18 protein-coding genes are annotated in these 19,507 nt (G+C 60.5%); 12 read left to right on the forward strand and 6 right to left on the reverse strand.

Translation table 11 applies throughout. The features are described from left to right. A partial coding sequence (locus SH809_15180; protein MDZ4701050.1) for a LacI family DNA-binding transcriptional regulator occupies positions 1-134 on the reverse strand: 134 nt, incomplete at its 3' end. A gap of 294 nt (positions 135-428) precedes the next feature. Between SH809_15180 and ugpC the strand changes: the two genes are divergently transcribed. From ugpC to SH809_15210, 6 genes are all read left to right on the forward strand, one after another. Next, a complete protein-coding gene (ugpC, locus tag SH809_15185; protein MDZ4701051.1) occupies positions 429-1,547 on the forward strand; it encodes a sn-glycerol-3-phosphate ABC transporter ATP-binding protein UgpC in 1,119 nt (372 codons plus the stop codon). Continuing rightward, positions 1,544-2,290, forward strand: a complete 747-nt coding sequence (locus SH809_15190; protein ID MDZ4701052.1) for a RibD family protein — start codon at positions 1,544-1,546, stop codon at positions 2,288-2,290. The genes ugpC and SH809_15190 overlap by 4 nt, the downstream gene beginning before the upstream one ends. 27 nt (positions 2,291-2,317) lie before the next feature. After that, positions 2,318-3,358 (forward strand): zinc-binding alcohol dehydrogenase, encoded by a 1,041-nt coding sequence (locus tag SH809_15195; protein ID MDZ4701053.1) that lies wholly within the window; start codon positions 2,318-2,320, stop codon positions 3,356-3,358. Between the two features lie 13 nt (positions 3,359-3,371). Further along, the gene (locus SH809_15200; GenBank protein ID MDZ4701054.1) at positions 3,372-3,761 is read left to right on the forward strand and encodes a 6-carboxytetrahydropterin synthase; all 390 of its coding nucleotides are present in this window, start codon (positions 3,372-3,374) and stop codon (positions 3,759-3,761) included. Beyond that, positions 3,758-4,726, forward strand: a complete 969-nt coding sequence (locus SH809_15205) for a hypothetical protein (protein ID MDZ4701055.1) — start codon at positions 3,758-3,760, stop codon at positions 4,724-4,726. The genes SH809_15200 and SH809_15205 overlap by 4 nt, the downstream gene beginning before the upstream one ends. A gap of 125 nt (positions 4,727-4,851) precedes the next feature. Further along, entirely contained in the window at positions 4,852-8,010 is a 3,159-nt protein-coding gene (locus SH809_15210) for a CheR family methyltransferase (GenBank protein MDZ4701056.1), read from the forward strand. 4 nt (positions 8,011-8,014) lie between these two features. Here SH809_15210 and SH809_15215 read toward each other — a convergent pair whose 3' ends face one another. After that, on the reverse strand, positions 8,015-9,070 hold the full coding sequence (locus tag SH809_15215; GenBank protein ID MDZ4701057.1) for a tyrosine-type recombinase/integrase: 1,056 nt from the start codon (positions 9,068-9,070) through the stop codon (positions 8,015-8,017). Between the two features lie 118 nt (positions 9,071-9,188). Further along, positions 9,189-9,392 carry a hypothetical protein gene (locus SH809_15220; protein MDZ4701058.1) on the reverse strand — a complete coding sequence of 68 codons (204 nt, stop codon included), beginning with the start codon at positions 9,390-9,392 and terminating at the stop codon, positions 9,189-9,191. A 525-nt stretch (positions 9,393-9,917) separates the two neighbouring features. Between SH809_15220 and SH809_15225 the strand changes: the two genes are divergently transcribed. Further along, a complete protein-coding gene (locus tag SH809_15225) occupies positions 9,918-11,450 on the forward strand; it encodes an NAD(P)/FAD-dependent oxidoreductase (protein MDZ4701059.1) in 1,533 nt (510 codons plus the stop codon). 7 nt (positions 11,451-11,457) lie between these two features. Here the strand turns inward: SH809_15225 and SH809_15230 are convergent, their stop codons facing one another. Then, complete coding sequence (locus tag SH809_15230) at positions 11,458-11,691, reverse strand: hypothetical protein (GenBank protein ID MDZ4701060.1); 234 nt, start codon at positions 11,689-11,691, stop codon at positions 11,458-11,460. 149 nt (positions 11,692-11,840) lie between these two features. On the opposite strand from SH809_15230, the gene SH809_15235 reads away from it, so the two are divergent. The 3 genes from SH809_15235 to miaA are packed head-to-tail and all read left to right on the forward strand — an operon-like array spanning position 11,841 to position 13,902. Next, positions 11,841-12,635, forward strand: coding sequence for a lycopene cyclase domain-containing protein (locus SH809_15235; GenBank protein ID MDZ4701061.1), 795 nt, complete (start codon positions 11,841-11,843; stop codon positions 12,633-12,635). A gap of 18 nt (positions 12,636-12,653) precedes the next feature. Then, positions 12,654-12,992, forward strand: a complete 339-nt coding sequence (locus SH809_15240; GenBank protein MDZ4701062.1) for a rhodanese-like domain-containing protein — start codon at positions 12,654-12,656, stop codon at positions 12,990-12,992. A gap of 10 nt (positions 12,993-13,002) precedes the next feature. Beyond that, complete coding sequence (miaA, locus tag SH809_15245) at positions 13,003-13,902, forward strand: tRNA (adenosine(37)-N6)-dimethylallyltransferase MiaA (protein MDZ4701063.1); 900 nt, start codon at positions 13,003-13,005, stop codon at positions 13,900-13,902. 40 nt (positions 13,903-13,942) lie between these two features. Here the strand turns inward: miaA and SH809_15250 are convergent, their stop codons facing one another. Both SH809_15250 and SH809_15255 read right to left on the reverse strand, forming a co-directional pair. Next, the gene (locus SH809_15250; protein ID MDZ4701064.1) at positions 13,943-15,835 is read right to left on the reverse strand and encodes a class I SAM-dependent methyltransferase; all 1,893 of its coding nucleotides are present in this window, start codon (positions 15,833-15,835) and stop codon (positions 13,943-13,945) included. Further along, positions 15,825-16,250, reverse strand: coding sequence for an ATP-binding protein (locus tag SH809_15255; protein MDZ4701065.1), 426 nt, complete (start codon positions 16,248-16,250; stop codon positions 15,825-15,827). The genes SH809_15250 and SH809_15255 overlap by 11 nt, the downstream gene beginning before the upstream one ends. 154 nt (positions 16,251-16,404) lie before the next feature. Here SH809_15255 and SH809_15260 point away from each other — a divergent pair, with 154 nt between their 5' ends. Beyond that, positions 16,405-17,880 carry a hypothetical protein gene (locus tag SH809_15260; GenBank protein MDZ4701066.1) on the forward strand — a complete coding sequence of 492 codons (1,476 nt, stop codon included), beginning with the start codon at positions 16,405-16,407 and terminating at the stop codon, positions 17,878-17,880. Positions 17,881-18,006: 126 nt separating this feature from the next. Next, positions 18,007-19,353, forward strand: coding sequence for a T9SS type A sorting domain-containing protein (locus SH809_15265; GenBank protein MDZ4701067.1), 1,347 nt, complete (start codon positions 18,007-18,009; stop codon positions 19,351-19,353). The last annotated feature ends 154 nt before the right edge of the window (positions 19,354-19,507 follow it).

A 19,507-nucleotide genomic window follows, 5' to 3' on the forward strand; every position in this document is an offset into this window, starting at 1 on the left:
ACGCGCGCGCGCGTCAGGTCCGATACATCCGAGGAGTTATTCAGTACGCGGGAGACGGTCGAAATGGCCACGCCGGCCCGCTCCGCCACATTGTAGATGGTCGCTTTCTGTTTGCCGTGCTGCATCAGGGACATCCGTTAGATAGACAGCGGATCGAGACGGCGCCGGAATGCGCACGCTCGGGGGGACATCTGCGTCCGGGAAGATAAGGTACGACAGGTCATGCGTTACCACGGAATAGGTGAATTAATAAGGGCTATGCGATAAAATGAGTTAAAAACTGCCGCTATACATTGATAAATCCTACAAGAAAGTGGTCATTTCACGCCTCATCCCCAATAATTGGGTTCGACCTGTCTTTCTCGACCCGTCGTCTTATCTTAGTCGACTCTGGTATCACTAATCCATCGTATTCGCTTGTATTCGCTATGTCCAGCGTACGTCTAGACGGCATCAGGAAGGTGTACGACGGCGGCATGGTCGCCGTGAACGACGCCAGTTTTGAGATCGCCGATGGCGAGTTTGTCGTGCTGGTGGGGCCGTCGGGATGTGGGAAGAGCACGACGCTCCGGATGATAGCCGGCCTCGAGTCCATCACGGATGGCACGTTATCGATCGGGGATCGGGTGGTGAACGAACTCGCTCCTAAAGACCGAGACATCGCCATGGTCTTTCAGAATTATGCCCTGTATCCACACATGACGGTGCGCGAAAACATGGGTTTCGGCCTCAAGTTGCGCAAATATTCGAAAGAGGAGATCAGGCAACGAGTCGAGCAGGCGGCGGATGTGCTGGGCATTCGGGACATTCTGGATCGCAAGCCCGCTCAGTTATCGGGAGGGCAACGTCAGCGGGTGGCGGTTGGCCGGGCCATCGTGCGCAAGCCGCGTGTCTTCTTGTTCGACGAGCCCCTCTCCAATCTGGATGCGAAACTGCGCGTGCAGATGCGCACGGAAATATCCAGGTTGCATCAACGGCTGGGGGCGACGATGATCTATGTGACCCACGATCAGGTGGAGGCGATGACGATGGGGGATCGCATCGTGGTTATGAAAGACGGAGTCATTCAACAGATCGACACGCCGCTCAACCTCTATAATCATCCCGCAAACGCCTTTGTCGGCGGCTTCATCGGAAGCCCCGCCATGAACTTCCTACCGGGCCGGCTCGTTTCTACAGCGGAAGGCTTTTCGTTCGAGAGCGAGGGGAACGGGGTGACCATCCCCGTATCCGTACCTGAACCCGAAGTACGCGCGGCGCTTGGAGCGGCTGTTGGTGAAGAGGTATGGCTCGGGTTTCGGCCCGAGGATCTCTATATCGAGGGGGGAGTGAGTGTGCCGGCACTGTCGCACCCGATCGGTGCCCGGCTCGACGTTATCGAGCCTATGGGGAACGAAATCTTTATCTACGCCCAGTTCGATGGTCACGCCATCGTAGCCCGTGTGGCTCCCCAGGCGCTTCCGGCGCCGGGGCAGTTGGTGGCCATGCGCCTCGACCTCGGAAAGCTACATTTTTTCGATCGGACATCTGGTCGCGCCATTCGATGAACATGGACTTACCCCCCGATGCTACACGCGCTCTGGAATCGATGCGGCGGCAAGCCGAAACGCATTACGAGGCGTCGGGTAGGCCCTGTGTCACACTCTGTTATGCGCAGAGCCTCAATGGGTCGATTGCGCAGGCGGATGGAAAGCCGCTCAAGATCAGTGGGGAGGCGGCCGCAACTTACACCCATGCGCTCCGGGCCCTGCACGACACGATCCTCGTGGGTGTGGGGACCGTGCTTTCAGACGACCCGCGCCTGACGACGCGCCTTGTGAGCGGTGCGAATCCGCGCCCGATCGTGTTGGACTCTCGCCTGCGCATGCCTCCGACGGCGCGATTGCTTTCGACGGATGCGCCGGCTCCGATGGTCGCGACTACGGCGGGCTGTTGCGTCCAGGCCGAGCAGATGCTGCGCGCCGCCGGCGCTCAGGTCGTGCACCTGCCGGCGACGGCCTCTTCACGGGTCGACCTCACCGCGTTACTCGAATATCTCGGCGATCGAGGTGTCCGGTCCCTGATGGTCGAAGGAGGGAGCCAGGTCATCGAGAGCTTTCTGCGCGAACGGCTCGTCGATTATCTGGTCGTGACACTGTCCATGCAGTATCTAGCCGGGAAATCGGTTATTTCCGTTGGCCGAAAGCGGGCTGCCGCATCTGCGACCTTCCAGTATCCACGCCTCGCGCCAGCGCATGTGTTCTGGGCCGGGGCGGATCTGGTGCTCCACGGCGATCCGGTCTGGTCCTGAGCCGGTGTGCCTCCACCCCCGTATCGCATGGCATCTACTCGAACGCTTTTATTTACTGGCAAGGGCCATGTTCGCTTCGATACACACACGATCCCGGCGCCAAAGCCGGGTGAAGTGACGGTCCGCACCCTCTGTTCGGGCATTAGCGCCGGCACGGAAATGCTCTATTTCCGAGGCGCGGCGCCGGCCGACGTGGACATTACCCTCGATGCCGTCTCGGGCCCGCCCCGGTATCCGATGCCTTATGGCTATGCGGTGGTCGGGGTGGTGGAAGCGGTGGGAGACGCGGCAGGCCATGCGACCGGCGAGGCCTGGCTCGGGCGGCGCGTCTTCGCGTTCCACCCACATACCGAACGCTTCACCACCTCATGTGAACGGCTGATACGCCTGCCCGGAACGCTCGCGGACGAAGACGCGGTCTTCTTGCCGAACATGGAAACGGCCGTGGGGTTGATCCATGATGCCTCACCGCTTCCCGGAGAACGTGTCCTGGTGTTTGGCCTCGGCGTCGTGGGGCAGTTGACGGGGGCCCTGCTGGGGGAGTATGTCGATTCCACCGGCGTCGACCCCTTTCCGCTGCGGCGGCGGCAGGCGGAGGCATTCGGTTTTCGTCGCGCATTGCCGCCCGATGGCGCGGCGCTGCAGGACCTTTTTCACGGGGCGGATCCGGCCGGCGGGGCGGATCTGTCCATCGAGGTTACGGGTAATCCCGAGGCGCTGGATCAGGCGCTTGCCCTGACGGGATATGCAGGCCGCATCGTGATTGGCTCCTGGTACGGCGCCCGCCCCGTTGAACTTCGTCTCGGCGAACGATTCCATAGGGCCAAGCAATCGATCGTGAGCAGCCAGGTCAGCGCACTCCCCCCGCGGTTGCTCGGGAGGTGGACCAAGCAGCGGCGGTTCGGGCTGGTTCTCGAGGTGCTTCAGAACATACGCCCTTCCCGGCTGATTACACACCGGATTCCATTCGATAAGGCCGCCGAGGCGTATGCACTCCTGGAAACCGATCCGGGAAGCGCCATCCAGATCATCTTCACGTACCCACCCGGAAGCCTACACCCTCACTAGCCCCATACTGTCAATGTATCGCCTTCTGGTCACCCGAACGTTCGTCGCCCAGCATTTCCTGACGGTCCCCAATGCCGGCCCCGAAAATGAATGGCATTCCCACGTATTTACGGTGGAAGTTCAGCTCCAGGCTCCGCGGCTCAATGAATACGGCTATCTCGTGGATATCGACGAGGTGAAAGCGACCATGGATGGGTTGATCGCCCGTTATCGCGACACCACGATGAACGATCTACCCGAGTTCGCCGGCCTCAATCCGAGCATCGAGCATTTCGCGCGCATCTTCTGCGACGGGCTCCGCGCCGGGATCCAGACCAGCCACCTGGAGGAAGTGACGGTACGAATCTGGGAAGACGAACTGGCCCGAGCCTCCTATTCTCACCGCGTACGGGCGGCCACATGAAGGATGCGGTTGAAGCGTCCGGCTACGCGACGTTCTTGCTGGCCAAGCGGCCGATAGACGAACGCGCCCTCAACGAGCGGATCTGGGCCTGTGCAATGCGCCGACTCACGGAGTCGCCGGTAGATCGTCCCACCCGTGTCCTCGAACTAGGCGCCGGCGTGGGTGGAATGCTGGAGCGGTTGCTCACCCGGACGACCGTTCGCGAGTTGCACTATACGGTGGTCGAGATCGAGCCGGCGCATCTCACGGCGCTACGCATCCAGCTTTGTGCGTTCGGAGAGCAGGAAGGGTATGAGGTGGATGATGCGGCTGCCGATCAGATCGTGCTGACACGGGACGGCAGCCGTGTCGAGGTCGTGCTGACCCGGGCGGATGTGTTTTCCTTTTTACGACAGACGTCGGGGGCAACGTACGATCTGCTCATCGCACAGGCGTTTCTGGATCTTTTCGAGATCGAGCCCCTCATGACGCTACTGGTTGCCGCCGTCATTCCCGGGGGAGGTCTCTATTTCCCGATCACGTTCGATGGGATTTCAAGCTGGCTTCCGGTTATCGATGCCGCGTTCGACCAGCGGGTGGAGCAGTTGTATCACCGGTCGATGGACTTGCGGGGCGCATCGATCGAGCAGTGCCCGCGGAGCCAGACGGGCCGGCATGTTGTGTATCACCTATCGCAGCGGCCGGACATCGCGACCGTAGATGCCGGGGGGGCGGATTGGATGGTGGGTACACCCAGTGAGGGTGAACTTATTGCCGGCGAAGCGGCATATTTATACGCCATGCTCAATGGGTACGAACGCGAGTTGACGGGGCACCCCGAACTGGACGCCGAGCGCTGGCAGACATGGCTCACCCTTCGTCGGCGGTCCATCGCCATGGGTACAGCCCTGTTTATCGCCCATCACCTCGATGTCTTCGCGCGGCGGCAATTTTCAGGCATTTCACGCAGCCGGTCCATTTCGTAACGATGTACCATCGTCTATACATGACGCCCCACCCGGGCGAAAATGGTCGAATTCTTGCGGGAGAATTCGAGTTTTACCCATCTGTACGAGACATAGCGCCCCTTTTGGTACATCCCGAGATACAAATGGACGGCTTCTTTCAGGTACCCGAAGCCTTTGCGGCATTAGATCAACACGTTATTCCCACGCTGTTTCGCGACAAAAACGCATCCGATACGGTTCGTGTCTGGGTAGCGGGATGTACGACCGGTGAGGAAGCCTACTCCGTCGCGATTTTGTTGTTTGAATATGCTTCGACGCTCGAGTCGCCGCCGCGGATCAAGATCTATGCGAGCGATAACGACCAGGCGGCGCTGCGCGTCGCACGGGGCGGGGTCTACGCGGACACGATTCGGCGACAGATGTCGGGCGGGTGTCTGGAACGCTACTTCATCCGGCAGCCCGATGGCTTCATTGTGGCCCCGGCCGTGCGCGACTCGGTTACCTTCTCTACCCACGATGTGCTCATTGATCAAGCGTTTCAGACGCTCGATCTCATCACGTGCCGCCATCTACTCGCCATTCTCGAAAAGGAGAGTCAGGGGCAAATTGTTTCGTTTTTCCACCACGCGTTGCGTCCACAGGCCTTCCTGTTTCTGGGTGATAAAGAGTTCGCTTCGGGTTTGCCCGATGCCTTTCTTCCAGTCGATGAGACCTATCAGATCTATCGCCTGAAAACGTCCGATACTCCGGCGGGACTCGGGTTTTTTGATGAGATTCTCGACGAAGACACCGTTTTCCCGGCCGAGTTGTCCCTTCAACCGGAAGATCTGGTCGATGCCCGTCGTAGCATCTCGCGCGAGGAAGAGCCGGTTAATGCACCCAAGGTGGACGTGCCCGATGCGCTAGAGCTACCCGGAATCTCGGAGCCGGAGGTTGAGACTGTTGTTCGCAGAGAGCCTCCGCCGCCCGAAGAGGCGCAGGAATCTCGTTACGACACGCTACCTGCGCCCCGGCTGGAAGCGTTGCCGGAGTTTTCGGAAGAGAGCCTCTATGCATCGACGGAGCCCCTGCGCGCCAACCGTCAAGATGCCGAAGACCCGATTCCGGCACCGCCGCGGGTAGCCTGGGCCGCACACGATGTGTTTGCGGACGCGCCGGCCCACAGAGAGCCTATTTCGCCGCGCGAAGAGGGCCTACGGGCGTCTTCACCGGCGTTTGATGATGCATTTGGAGCGCTGAGTGAGAGCGACGGTATGATGGGGACGGCCGAGGCTGTCCAATCCGCACCGTCCAATGAGGTCCATGGGGACGAGTCGACCCCTCCGGTGAGTGCGCCGGCCGCGAGCGCGATGAACGGCGCCGGCGTGGCGCCGCGGGAGCTGGTGCGGTTCCACCAGGAGCAGCTCATCAAACAGTACATGCCGCCGAGTTTGCTGGTGGACGATCAGTACAACATCCTCCATGTCAGCGGTCGTTTTGAGGGGCTGCTGCAGGTCAAAGCGTTTCATTTGGAGCGCGACTACCTGGAGAAGTTGCCGGCCGTGTACAGTCGGCGTGTCGGTAAGGCCATCCAGCAGGCCTTTTTCGAGCGCGACGCCAGTAAGGTAGAGACCGTAGTGATCCCGACGCGGGACCTTGGCAATGTGCCTCTTCGGATTCAGTTCTTGACGTTTGAGGGCTCCAAACTGGATGTGGTGCAGCTTGTATTCGGCGGCCCCTCAACCGATGCGGCTCGTGTCGGTATCGGGATCCGGCTGGCCGAAGCCGGCGACGCCCCTCAGTCTGATAATGCCGTTATTGCAGGTGGCATCGATGAGGCGCTGGCCCGACTCATCCTGGCAGGGCCATTCCCGATGCTATTGCATGCGGAAGGGGGGACGATCCTGGAGATGAACAGGGCCTGGGTGGATCTTTCCCTGTATCCCGTCGGAGAGACGACGACACTGACGGCCTGGACACGGTTGGTCCGCGGGCAGCGTATCCAGCTCAAGGATCCGAAGCTGGCGGAGCAGTATAGCCGCAAGGGCGTCGAGTGTGTATCGATCCGGACCAAAGCCGGCGACACGCGGTTGCTCGCGTTGCATTCGGTGACGCTGGGCAAGGACCGTAAGAACCGCAAGTTGACCCTTACGATGGCATCGGACATCTCAGGCCACGCCGGCCAGTATGGTGTGGGTCTGGTGTCGCACGGCGCGGACGACGCATCGCGGGCAAAATCGGCCTTCCTCGCCAATGTGAGCCATGAGATTCGCACGCCGCTGACGTCGATGATCGGCTTTGCGGAGCATCTGGCGAGCAAGCTGAGCGGGCAAGACATGCAGTTCGCGAGGTACATCACGGACAGTGGTTACCGGTTGCTGGAGACGCTGAACGCGATCCTTCGCATGGCCTCGCATGAAGGGGATACGCCGGCCGAACTATCCATCGAACTGATCGACATCACCCTGGAGTGCCAGGGTCTGCTACAGTTATTTAAACCGCAGGCGGATCAGTACGACATCCCCTTGAAAATGGTCATCAAGGAGCCCGTAAAGGCCTACCTGGACCGGGCGGCGTTCCGGCGCATCGTGGGTAATGTGATCGGCAACGCGATCAAGTTCACCCGGCGGGGCGAAGTGACGATCACGGTCAGCAGCGAGGCCGGCATGGTGAGTGTCGAAGTAGACGACACCGGCATCGGCATCAGCGATTCGTTTAAGCCCTTCATTTTCGATCGGTTTACCCAGGAGACCAAAGGCGAGGGGCGGTCGTACGCCGGCTGCGGCCTCGGCCTGGCCGTGGCAAAACTGCTTTCCGAGCAAATGGGAGGAACGATTACCGTCGAAAGTCAACTCGGCGAGGGCTCCCGCTTCACGGTACGGCTTCCGATTGGAAGCAGCCACAGCGGGAAAGCCGTTTTTGGCGAGCGGTCATCGGCCTCCAGTGCCGTCAAAAAACGGGTGTTGGTTATCGAGGATGATCTCGACACCCAGGAGTTGATGATGTTGCTGCTCCGTGATCGGTATGAGGTGATCGTGACGTCGAATGCTACCGAAGCGCTCCAGAAAGCCCAGCAGGATGATTATGAGGCTATTCTGATGGACCTCAACCTGGGGGGCTCGCGCTCGGGGTTTGAGCTCCTGGCGGATGTGCGGCGCGTGGACGGGTATCAGAGTGTGCCGGTGCTCGCTGTGTCCGCCTTGCCGATCGACGTGATCCGCAAGCAGCTCATTAAAAGCGGCTTTAACGGCTATATCGCCAAGCCGTTTACCCGCGCGCGCATCTATGATGCATTGGAAAGTGTGATGGGCAAAGAAGCCTGACGTCTCAGCCGAGGTTTATCTTGTCTGCCGCGTTTTTTTCCAGTTTGTTACGGCGATGGACATAGATCATGGTGGTTTCGACACTGGCATGGCCGGCGTGCTCCTGCGCTTCCTGGAGCGTGGCGCCGTTTTCCAGCGCGATGGAAATGCCCGAGTGCCGGAGGGTGTGGGCGCCGATCTTGTCGGCGATCTGAGACGGGAAGCCGGCCTTTTTGGCTGTTTGCTTGATGATGCGATAGATGGCGTCCGCCGTCAAACGCTCGCCTTTGCTACGGTTCGAAAAGCTCCGCCATAACGGCCCACTTAGTACGCCATAGTGCTGTTTATAGTCCTCGATTTCCTTGACGATGTGGGCGGGGACCTTTTTCCATTTACCGCCGCTCTTCGAATCCGGGATATCGAGTATCCAATGCGCGCCTACGGGCCGGAGGTGTTCCACGTTCATGTTCGACGCCTCGGATCGACGCACGACCGTATGGATCATGACGAGGATGAGCGCGCGGTCCCGCACAGCGGCCGCGCCGGCGAGGGCCGTCGCTGCGATGAGTCGTTTCGCTTCGGCTTCAGAGAGAAAAACCGGCACGGCATCCCGGTTGTGTTTTGCTACGCTGCGCAGCGTGTGTTTGTTAAACGGGTTGCCCTGGATCACCTGTACGGCGATGCAGAAGTCGAAGAACGACCGGATGGACGCGATCTTGCGGGCGATGGTGCTGGGTTTTAGTTCGCGCTCGACTTCCAGGATTCGCAGGTACTCGTTGGCGTGCAGGAACGTGACGACCGCCACATGATCCGCATTCACAAACGTCGCCGGACCGACGGATGGTTCTTCGAGATCGTCGTCAGCCGACGGATTGGCCGGCTGTGCAACCCAGCCGAAAAACTGTCCGATGTCGTTCCGATAGCTGGCTTCCGTGTTTTGTTTGCTGTGTTTGTGCAGGAATGCGGCAAGCAAATTGGTCCCGGCATCCGCCATGGCGGCGAATACGGACGCCGCGTCGAAGGCGCCGGCTTTTACTAGGGATGCGTTTGGACGCGAATTGGAGGACGAATCTGTACCCACGGTAAACCCCTTAAGACAAGATCTATAGACTCTTTAGGCCCGATAAGTTTTATTATCGGGATTAAAGAGTATAAGGAGTGGTGGGACTTGGTGCAAGCCTGCAAGATCGCTTTTTGACTCAGGCCCGGTCGCGCATGGCCAGCATCACGGCTTCACGCAGCTCTTTTCGGATGAACGGCTTCTGGAGTATCGTGGGCGATGCCGCCGGCGAGGGTGCCGATCGTTTTGAGTTCTGCGCCTGTCGAAGTTGGGCTTCCAGCCAATCGGCCGCGGATCGTTTGCCGCGCGTGATGTCTTCGTAGGTCCCGATTGACCCGGACATGCCGGCCCGCCGAATCGTACACGAGCATGGCGCCGACGGCTCGTTCGAAGATGGCCTCAGCCGTCAAAACCAGGGTAGCGGCCAACTCGATGCGCTCAGAAACGCGTACGGAGGCGTTGCGTGTGGGCCATCGTCACGCGGCGATGGACGACCGGGCTCCGGTCGCTGCTAAAGCGAGGTGCGGGCGGTACGGGCTTCCTTTCCGGCCCGTTCGGAGGAGGTGGCGGTGGATTGGAGGACGAGCCGGAATCGCGATTCCATACGAAGTGCCAGAGGACGATCCCGACGACAATCGGTCCGAACGCGATGACTACACTCAGAAGTTGAAATACCCAATCCATTGCGATCATAGCTCGTCAGATTTCGGCTGAAGTTGGAGCCTCCGGCCCGAGCCCGCGGACGGGATGGGGCTCCTTATAGGTACATCGGCGCTCTTATTTAGATCTTTAAACAATGAGTACAGAAGCGAGAAACGGTGTACTATCGGGTGTCCTTCGTATTTGATGCCGTAAAAGTTCTACTCCCTTGGATTTCGATGTCATCGTTATAGGCGCCGGCCACAACGCCCTGATCGCGGGCGCTTACCTGGCGCAGGCCGGCTACCGGATCGGTGTTTTTGAGCGGCGTCACGTGGTCGGGGGCGCCGTCGTGACCGAGGAACGCGTTCCCGGATATCAGTTCGACCTCGGGGGCAGCGCCCATATTCTCATCCGGCTCACCCCGATTATCGAGGAACTGGGGCTGGAGAAATTCGGGCTCGAGTACATCGACCTGGATCCTCTGTTCGTCGCCCCGTTCGAAGACGGCGATGCGTTGTTCATCTACCGCAGCGTCGAAAAGACCGTGGCGCACATCGAATCCCGGTTTCCGGGCGAAGGGGCGGCATATCAGCGCTTTTACGACGATTGGATTGATTTCGCTCGCGCCGTCCGGGATGCTTTTCTGAGCGTTCCGGGTCCCTACGAACTCGGGAAGACGATGATCTTCCGGAAGTCGAAGCTTAACTGGAAGCGTGCGCTCGAATCCATCATGCGGCCGTACGGCGAAGTGATCGCGCAGTATTTCAAGGAGGAAAAAGTGCGGGCCCCGCTCCTCTGGATGGCGGCACAATCCGGCCCCCCTCCTACCGAGCCCCTGTCCGGTCCTTTCTTGTTGTGGCACCCGCTCTACCACGAAAGCGGTGTTGCGCGGCCGCGGGGCGGTTCAGGCATGCTGACCCAGGCGTTACGGCGCCACATAGAGTCGCATGGCGGCAGCGTGTTTACCGGCTCGCCGGTCGATTCAATCGTCATGGAAAGAACACGCGCTGTCGGCATACGGGTTGGCGACAAAAACTATACCGCTCGCGCCGTATTGTCCGGGACGCACATTAATGAAACGCTTAACCGGCTTTTGCCGGCCGACGTGCGTCCGCCCGAGGCCGCGAGTCTCCGCATGGGTAACGGGTTCGGAGCGATAGTGAGACTCGCCCTCGACCGTCCGGTCCGTTACGCCGCGTCTCCCGGCATCGAAGCCCGAACAGGACTCCAACTACTATGTGAGTCGCAACATCAGATCAACGCTGCGTACGGAGATTACCTTCGCGGCGAACCTTCGCGTGTCCCCCCCATCGTGGCGATGACGTTTAGCGCCGTGGACGACTCGCTCGCGCCGCCGGGGTGTGAGGTGCTCTGGCTGTGGGGACAGTATTATCCGTACGCGCTGGCCGGCGGGAAGTCCTGGGATGATATCGGCGATTCCGTCGCGCAAACGCTGATTGACCGGTTCGAGGTCTATGCGCCGGGTACCCGCGCGAGTATCGTTGATTACCTGTTTCAGCACCCCCTTTGGCTGGAACGCGAGTTGGGATTATTTCGGGGAAACGTGATGCACCTGGAGATGAGTATCGATCAAATGTTCATGTTTCGGCCCTCGTTATCGATGTCCGGCTACCGCGGTCCGGTAAAGGGGCTATATCTGACGGGGGCGTCGACCCATCCGGGCGGAGGCATCATGGGGGCTTCGGGCCGAAATGCCGCGCGGGTGCTGATCCGGGACCTCGAGCGCAGGAAAGTATAAACCGGGCTTAGGCCTGGCCCTTGGTCATCGGCGGCGGCATATTCAGGGCGAGGGCGTCGCGATAGAACTGCATGAGGCGCTCCTCGATAAGCTCCTGCTTCTGCAGCATTTCGGCATAGACGTCCTCCTGCTCGCGGGATTCGAGCCGGGCTATGATATGGGACTGGCTCTCGTAGATTGTTTCCAGCATCGCCTGGTTCTTGAGCAACATGAGCAGTAATGCAGTCGAGTCGATATCCATACATTCTTAGGATATAGCGTGGACGGAGCAGGATTTCCTGACGTTTTCGTAGTCCAAGATCGTTGATGCAACGGCTGGTAGAAAACGCCGGCCGCACTGTTTTTTGTGAATTAACCATCGGGCAGCGTTTTTCGGCCTCAATACAGCGCTTGAGCCGCTTTCCCCAGTTCTCGTTTATCATGACCTACCTCGGTTTCCACTGTGTCTTTATCCTCCCGCCTCTGGCGATCCTTCTGCTCATGGCGTGGCGTCGCGGCGTGTTGGCCGGCGCATGGCGGGCCATCGCCCTCACCATGGTGATCGCGCTGGTCTATACCACACCCTGGGACAATTACCTGGTGTACCGGTCGATCTGGTGGTACGGCGCCGATCGGGTGGTAGGCACAATCGGGTACGTCCCGATCGAGGAATACCTATTTTTCCTCCTCCAGCCCTGGCTTGCCGGCCTTGTTTATGCCCTTTTTTTTGCGGGGCGCACTGGGCGGGGGTCGTCGCGGAGTGGAGCGATTGTCGCCGTCGTGTTTGTTGTACTGAGCCTCTGGGGCGCGTACTTGCTGATCGCCGGGGGGGATCGAATGACGTATCTGGGGTTGATTCTGGCCTGGGCGTGCCCGGTGATCGCCGGCATGTGGTTGTTCGCTGGCCCGTTTTTCGGGCCCAGGCTGGGCCTCATGGCGGCTGCGACTCTCATACCCTCCGTCTACCTGTGGGCGGCGGATCGGCTGGCGATCGGGCTCGAGATCTGGACCATCGCCGCGGAGTATTCGACGGGCTATATGCTGTTGGGGCTGCCTATCGAGGAGGCAACTTTTTTTCTGTTGACTGATTTACTCGTCGTCAGCGGCGTCAGCCTGTTCATGCATGGCGACTCGATCGCTGCCGCGCGACGCCGGCTTGAGCCGGCCGCGCTTGCTCCCCCGAGAAGCCCCCACCAGCGTTCGTAGAAGATAGCGTTTACTCCTATGTTTGGATCGCCCGCCATTCCAGAAATGACTGTCCGTGAGTTAAAAACATTGATGGACGAGGGCAAGACGCCCATGCTCGTCGATGTGCGCGGCGAAGAAGAGTTTGCTGCCGTGAACCTGAACGGGACGTTGATCCGCCTGGATACGCTGCCCGCGCGCATCGGCGAGTTGGAGCCGTATCGCGATCAACTGCTCGTCGTGCACTGCCGCTCGGGCGCACGTTCGGCTAACGCCGTCCAGTTCCTGATCGCGAACGGGTTCATGAATGTACGCAATCTGAAAGGCGGCATCCTCGCCTGGAGCCGGGAAATAGATCCCTCCATGCCCACATACTGAGGCCGGCCGGTTGCAATCGATTCTTGTTCTCACGGGCCCCACAGCCGTGGGAAAGACGGCTTTGAGCCTCGCGTTAGCCGAGCGGATTGGAGCGGAAATCGTATCCGTGGACAGCCGGCAGATCTACCGTGAGCTGGTCATTGGTACCGCCCCGCCTTCCCATGCGGAGCGCGAACGGGTGATGCATCACCTGATCGAAATCTGGCCCCTGGAGGCTCCGCTATCGGCCGGCATCTATGTGCGCGAAGCCGAGGCGTGTATACGGGCTATCCTCGCACGAGGCAAGACTCCGCTGGTCGTCGGTGGGTCTACCCTCTATCTGGCGGCGTTACAGGACGGTCTGGCGGATATCCCGGATGTGACGCCCGAGTTGCGTGAAACGATTAACATGCGGCTGATTGAGGAGGGCGCCGAAGCGCTGTACAGGGAGCTTGAGCGAGTCGATCCCGCCTCGGCCGCCACGATGGATGCCTCTAAATCCCAACGACTCGTACGCGCGCTCGAGGTGTATTACGGCTCGGGTCGCCCCCTCTCTCACTACCACGGTCTCCGGCAAGCGCCGGCATTTACCTATCGCACCATTATCCTGAATACAGACCGTGAAGTGCTGTACGATCGGATCGACCGCCGTGTAGATGCCATGCTCGATGCCGGCCTGGTGGACGAGGTGCGCGGCCTGCTGACGCGCTATGGGCCGCATCTGCCGGCGCTCCGGACGATCGGCTACCAGGAGCCCATCGCGATGCTTCAAGGCCAGATTGATGCGGAGGAAATGCGGCAATTGATCCAGCGGAACACACGCCGGTACGCCAAACGCCAGCTTACGTGGTTTCGGCGGTTCGATGGCTACCAATGGATGGATGTAGATGAGGCCATGGCGGACCCGTACCACTTACTGGCGGGGCTCTGAACCGGTGCGCGCGGCCCGGGGTCGCAGCCGGCCATGGGCGTCAGGAAGCAGGGGGCGCTGGTTTTTTTCGGCCAGGGTAGGGCGGTACCTTTTTCTTGTCGAGGACGAAGAGATATTTCCGGTGCAGCGCATGGCCCCACTCCCCTTCCGCCACCCAGCCGGCCCCGCTCGCGAGGCCCAGCTCTTTCCATTCATCCGCCTTCCTGAATCGTAGAAACGGCTCCTGGCCCCGCATGACACCCAGGGATCGGATGCGATTGGCGAGCCTGTCGAGTGTGGTGAGCCGTTTTAACTCCTGTTCGGTTCGGTAGACCGATTCTACGACGATGAGCCGGCCGCTCGACACTCGGAGCGCTTCGGCGAACACCTGCTCGGGGTCCTCGCAGTGGTGGAGCACGAAGTACAGGACCACCGCGTCAAACGCCCCGTCATCGAACGGGAGCCGGCGGCCATCGTAGCACACGTGCGGCAGTTTCGTACGGTTCATGTTTTCCACATCGGCCAGCGTAACCTCGGCGCCAGTGCGGTGGTGGATCGCCTCGCCGACGTAGCCCTCGGCGGCCCCGAGGTCGAGCACGCGGAGCAGCCGTCCGTCTATCCGGGGGAGGAAGTGGAGGATGCGCCTGGCCTTTCGGGTAGCGCGGAGTCGCATCACAGAGAAGGCTTTATCCACGAGGGGGCGCCAGTACATGAGCATTCCGATTACGAGCCAGCCCCACCAGGCGAGGTTGACAAAGAACCAGTAAGGCCCATCGATATACAGCAGATACGTCCCGAGCGAGCACGTCGCGAGCCAGTGGAAATGCCACGGGGTGCGTGGTTCGAGTACGGCGAGCAGGAGCACCGGCGCCAGGTACCAGGGGTGCACCGTCGTAGAACATACCAGAAACGCCGTGGAAGCCAGCAGAAATATCCGAGACAGGGTCGGCCTCTTTCGTGCATCGTAGACGGCGATGCCGGCGAGAGAAATCAGAAAGAGGGTGCGAAACGCCGGCCCGAGTTGCTTGCTCCAATCCTCCCCCGTTGCCAGCAGGAAGATTTTTTTTACCCCGTAATAGAGCCCCGCGTTGAACTCGAAGTACCGGATGTACAGATCAAGCGAAGACCGGATGTTGTCGAGAAAAGCCGGGTGCCAGTACGGCGCGATTAGCGCCACCGCAACGGCCCCGCCGGCGAGCGCGGCTTTCCAGCCATGGCGCATCATCAAAAAGGGGAAAAAGACAAACGGGTAGAGCTTCGTCCATCCCGCGCCGGCCAGCGCCGCGCCGGCCCATCCCCCTCGCCCTTTTTTCGATAGCCAGATCACGGCGACGATAAAAAAGAGCGCGGCCGACTCCGTGTGCGCCTGTCCGGCTGTTTCGATGAGCACCAGCGGGTGCCAGGCGTAGAGCGCAAGCGCCGGCGCGGCTACAAGCCGGCTCAGAATGATCAAAGCGCCTAGTTCGAACGCGATGAGCATGGACTTGATCACATAATAACTGACGATCCACCCGTGTTCGTAAAACGAGCCCCCGACGAAGAAGATACCCTGGGAAACCGGGGGGTAGACCGTGTGATAGGACTTCGAGTTCAGGACCTGATACAGAGAGTCCGTCTGATGATGAACAAGCGAGGGATCATCGGGTGTCTGTCGATATGGGTTAACCCCCTCGGCCTGAAGCATGCCGTCCCACACGTAGCGGTAGGCATCGTCCGACAGGACAGGCGGCCAGCCGGCAAACCCGAGCCGCATCACGAGAGCGATGGCGAGCACCCAGCCTGTTGTGAGGCCCCCGCGCCAGACGATGGCGGCGAGCAGCAGGGACGCCGCCAGGGTGAAAGCTACAAACAGCGGCCAGTTCGAGGGCATCCGGGCACCATAGGCGATGCCGGCGATCAACCCCAGAAAAGCAGCTGTCCAACCGAGCGTGCGCCAGCGGGCGTCATGGAACATGGAAGATCATTCGTATTCGCCGGCCGTTATTTTCCAGATGGACTTCCTCGGCCATTTCACGGATAAAAAACAAGCCTCGCCCCCCACCCCGCATCAGGTTCTCCGCCGAGATGGGGTCTTCGATCTCATCGAGGTTAAATCCTTCGCCCTCATCTTCCACGATTAGCGCAATCTGCCGGGGAGCGCAGCGAAGCTCTATGTCGACTTTTTTTGCCGGATCTTCTGCGTTTCCGTGCGTTATGGCATTTGTTGCCGCCTCGGACATTAGCAGTACGATCTTATAAGCGAGCTCCTCATCGAGCCCGATTTCCTCCACAAACGCGCCGGTCTCATCCACCAGCGCATCCAGGTTGCCCAGATCGCTGGGGCATTCGAGCACGAGGCAGTTCGGCGTTCTGACTTTGATAACGATCATAGGGCTGAGCAGGAAGCGGCGAGCAGCTAGCTATCGCGTTCGGAACTACGTATTGGGGTTCGGGCGGGTGCATAGTTACCGAATAATCCCGATCCAAACAAGAACCCCGAAGCGGGTCATTGCTGTGGACGTTATCCCATCGCCATCGAAATACATGCCGTTTGTAGTACTGTTTCTGATCGTCGCACCGATGCTGGGTGGAGGGCCCTTGTCGGCGTCTGCACAGCCGGCGGCACTCACCTACGAAATAGCGATCGAGCCGGCGCGTCAGGAGATGCGCATCACGGGTCACGTGACCGATGTGCGCCAGGGTTCACATCGGGTTTTTTTCCCGCGTACCTACCAGCGAGCCGTCACATTTTTTGTATCCGAACTATCGTTCTTCGACGCAACGGGTCCGCTCGTGCACCGTCTGGCTGAGGCGAACGTGTGGGAAGTTGAGGTGGAGGGCGACTCCTATTCGTTCAGCTACGTCTTGAATCCGGAGGGCGCGCGTGTGCTGGCCGAACTGGCCTGGGGCGGCGCCATCTCGCAGATGAATGATCACGTGGCCTTTCTGAGTGGCAGCATGGCGTTTATTCTGCCTGCACGTACCCGGCTCGACCAACCGATCGATCTGATCTGGAGTGTCCCCCCGGGTTGGGATGTCGTGACGCCGTGGTCGATTTCCGGCGACGCCTCCCGCGTACCTTCCGTGTATGCCCTCGTCAATAACTATTTTGGAGCGTTCGCGCACAGTTCAACCGTGAGCCGGCGCTTCAAAAACCTGGATCTCACGCTGGTATGGACCGGCACGGATGACATCCGAGGGTACCCCGAGGCGTTGATCGCGGCCGGCCAGGTCGTGAGCGCGGGGATCGAGATGTTCGGCGGCGAAGCCCCCATGGACCAGCTCACGCTCATGATGCGCGACACCAACCAGGGCGAGCAGTATCGAGCCAGCGCGGAATCGAATACCATCGAATTCAACTTCCGGGAGGGGCTCACCTTCCGAGCCATCTGGCAACGGGACCGACTGCGATTCCTTGGGCTGCTGGCCCACGAGTTCGTGCATACGTGGGATCGTCGCGACGAGACCGAGGCGCTCAACTATGTGCAGGTGCCGGAGTGGGGAGCGGATTCGTGCTGGATCCGTGAAGGCATCACGGATTACTTCAGCACACTGATCCTCATGCGCGCCGGCCTCATCTCCCCCGAACAGCTCGTCAATCGCTTACAGATGCAGTCGGACCGCGCCCGCGAGGCCGACCCGGCCGGCCGGCTCTCCCTCCTTACCGCCTGTACCCGGTTTTATGACGACACGATGGCCAACCGATACGCCTACAACGAAGGCGCGTCGGTGGCGTTTTTGCTAGATCTGGAGTTGCGCCGGCTCAGCAATGGAACGCAGTCATTACCGCAATTCATGAAGCTCTTTTTCGATAGCCGTCGTTACGAGGAGAAATCGATGGCTACGTTCATGGAAGACTGGAAGGCCTACGCGCCGCCGGCGCTCCACGACCTGGACCAGATCGTCGCGCGCCCGCAACCGGTCGACCTGACAGGCGCTCTCGCGGCGCTTGACATGGAACGTACGGGCGATCGCTGGGAAGCGCCCTCGCAGTCGCGCTTCTCGTGGTACTTTAAGTAGGTTGGGTTATAGCTGGGACTGTCCGAATGGGACGCGACGTATCGCGTCCTTACCGGGGAGTGCCTGGGTCTGCATTTCCTGACGATGTATAGGGTAGGACGCATGGGATTACGCGTTTCAGTGCTGATGCTGCTTCTGTGTGTATACGGCCCAGAGCGGCCCGTGGGGGCGCAGCCGGGGATCGTAGATGCCTGGGAGCCGCTGAATGGCGTCCCTCGCCTGCCTGGCGGGCGGTACGATGATATCGCGTTCGCCACCGAGTCCATTGGCTTTGTGGTGGGAGGAAGTGGCCGTGTGTATCGTACGACCGACGCCGGCGAGACGTGGTCCATCGTCGCCAGCCTCAATGCCTATCTGCGGAGCGCGGGTTTTGCATCTGCCACTAAAGGATGGATCGGCACGCTGGACAACGAGCAAGCCCTGCTTGAAACGCTAGATGGCGGCTCGACCTGGACCAACATCACTGCGCGGATCGCAGGTCCTTCGCCGACGGGCATCTGCGGGATCTGGGTGGTGGATGAACAGGTGGCGTATGCCGTCGGCCGGTTCGACGGGCCTCCCATTGTCATCAAAACCGTCAATGGCGGCCAGACGTGGACGGCGAGTGACCTGTCGTCCCTCGGCATCGGGACGCTAATTGACGTCTTCTTTTTCGATGCATTAAACGGCGTGGCGGTAGGCGGCACCCGGCGCGATCTCACCGGAGATGCCGTCGTCGTCGGGACAAACGACGGCGGCGTGACGTGGTCGATCCGGCATCGCACGACGGTCGAACAAGGCATCGGCGGCGAGTGGGGCTGGAAGATTTCGTTTCCGAGCCCGGATATTGGCTATATCTCGGTGGAGTATCCGTTTGCCAATGACACCGGCGCCGAGGCGAAGGTGCTGAAGACCACCGACGCCGGCGTGACCTGGGAGCCGCTGGCCGTCACGGGCAGCACGCGGCCGGCCGGCCTGCAGGGCATCGGGTTCATCGACGCCGACACCGGGTGGGTTGGAGGTCGCGGCACGAGTTCATTCACGGACGACGGCGGGGAGACCTGGACGCAGGTGGTGGACCCCGACGGCCGGCTGAACCGGATTCGCGTGGTCAACGACTCCCTGGCCTTTGCGCTTGGCAGTCAGGTCTATCGCTACCGCCGCGCGTCGGTGCCTACACCTATCGAATCGCCTCTTCCCCTGCCGGAGGTATTCGTGCTCGACCAGAACTACCCTAACCCGTTTACCGAGTCGACTACCATCCGCTACACCCTCCACCGCGACACCTACGTGCGGGTGCGCGTCATCGACGCGCTCGGGCAGGACCTGCGGGTGTTGGCGGACGCGTATCAGGGGATGGGCGTGCATGACATTCGGTGGGACGGTCGCGATGCGTCGGGCCGGCGCGTGGCCGCAGGCGTCTATATGTATCTGATCGATATCGGAGACGCCACCGAGATGAAGACGATGGTGGCGCTCGGGCGGCCGGAGTAGCGATGCGACGCGCTCGATTTGGCGCAATCTCCCGGAAACGTCGCTTGTATTTCGAGGTGCGTTGGGGGATCATGAGGCAAAAATTGAGCATCCATGGTCATTTACGGAACCGCACTCCTGTCACTTTGCCTCCTGGCCGGCATGCTGGCTGGCG

This window comes from Rhodothermales bacterium, from assembly GCA_034439735.1.
Lineage (GTDB): Bacteria > Bacteroidota > Rhodothermia > Rhodothermales > JAHQVL01 > JAWKNW01.

Bases quoted from the DNA above. Each gene is read 5' to 3' on its own strand.
- ugpC (MDZ4701051.1), top strand. From the start codon at position 429: ATGTCCAGCGTACGTCTAGACGGCATCAGGAAGGTGTACGACGGCGGC.
- SH809_15190 (MDZ4701052.1), top strand. From the start codon at position 1,544: ATGAACATGGACTTACCCCCCGATGCTACACGCGCTCTGGAATCGATG.
- SH809_15195 (MDZ4701053.1), top strand. From the start codon at position 2,318: ATGGCATCTACTCGAACGCTTTTATTTACTGGCAAGGGCCATGTTCGC.
- SH809_15200 (MDZ4701054.1), top strand. From the start codon at position 3,372: ATGTATCGCCTTCTGGTCACCCGAACGTTCGTCGCCCAGCATTTCCTG.
- SH809_15205 (MDZ4701055.1), top strand. From the start codon at position 3,758: ATGAAGGATGCGGTTGAAGCGTCCGGCTACGCGACGTTCTTGCTGGCC.
- SH809_15210 (MDZ4701056.1), top strand. From the start codon at position 4,852: ATGGACGGCTTCTTTCAGGTACCCGAAGCCTTTGCGGCATTAGATCAA.
- SH809_15220 (MDZ4701058.1), bottom strand. From the start codon at position 9,392: ATGTCCGGGTCAATCGGGACCTACGAAGACATCACGCGCGGCAAACGA.
- SH809_15230 (MDZ4701060.1), bottom strand. From the start codon at position 11,691: ATGGATATCGACTCGACTGCATTACTGCTCATGTTGCTCAAGAACCAG.
- SH809_15240 (MDZ4701062.1), top strand. From the start codon at position 12,654: ATGTTTGGATCGCCCGCCATTCCAGAAATGACTGTCCGTGAGTTAAAA.
- SH809_15250 (MDZ4701064.1), bottom strand. From the start codon at position 15,835: ATGTTCCATGACGCCCGCTGGCGCACGCTCGGTTGGACAGCTGCTTTT.
- SH809_15255 (MDZ4701065.1), bottom strand. From the start codon at position 16,250: ATGATCGTTATCAAAGTCAGAACGCCGAACTGCCTCGTGCTCGAATGC.
- SH809_15260 (MDZ4701066.1), top strand. From the start codon at position 16,405: ATGCCGTTTGTAGTACTGTTTCTGATCGTCGCACCGATGCTGGGTGGA.
- SH809_15265 (MDZ4701067.1), top strand. From the start codon at position 18,007: ATGCTGCTTCTGTGTGTATACGGCCCAGAGCGGCCCGTGGGGGCGCAG.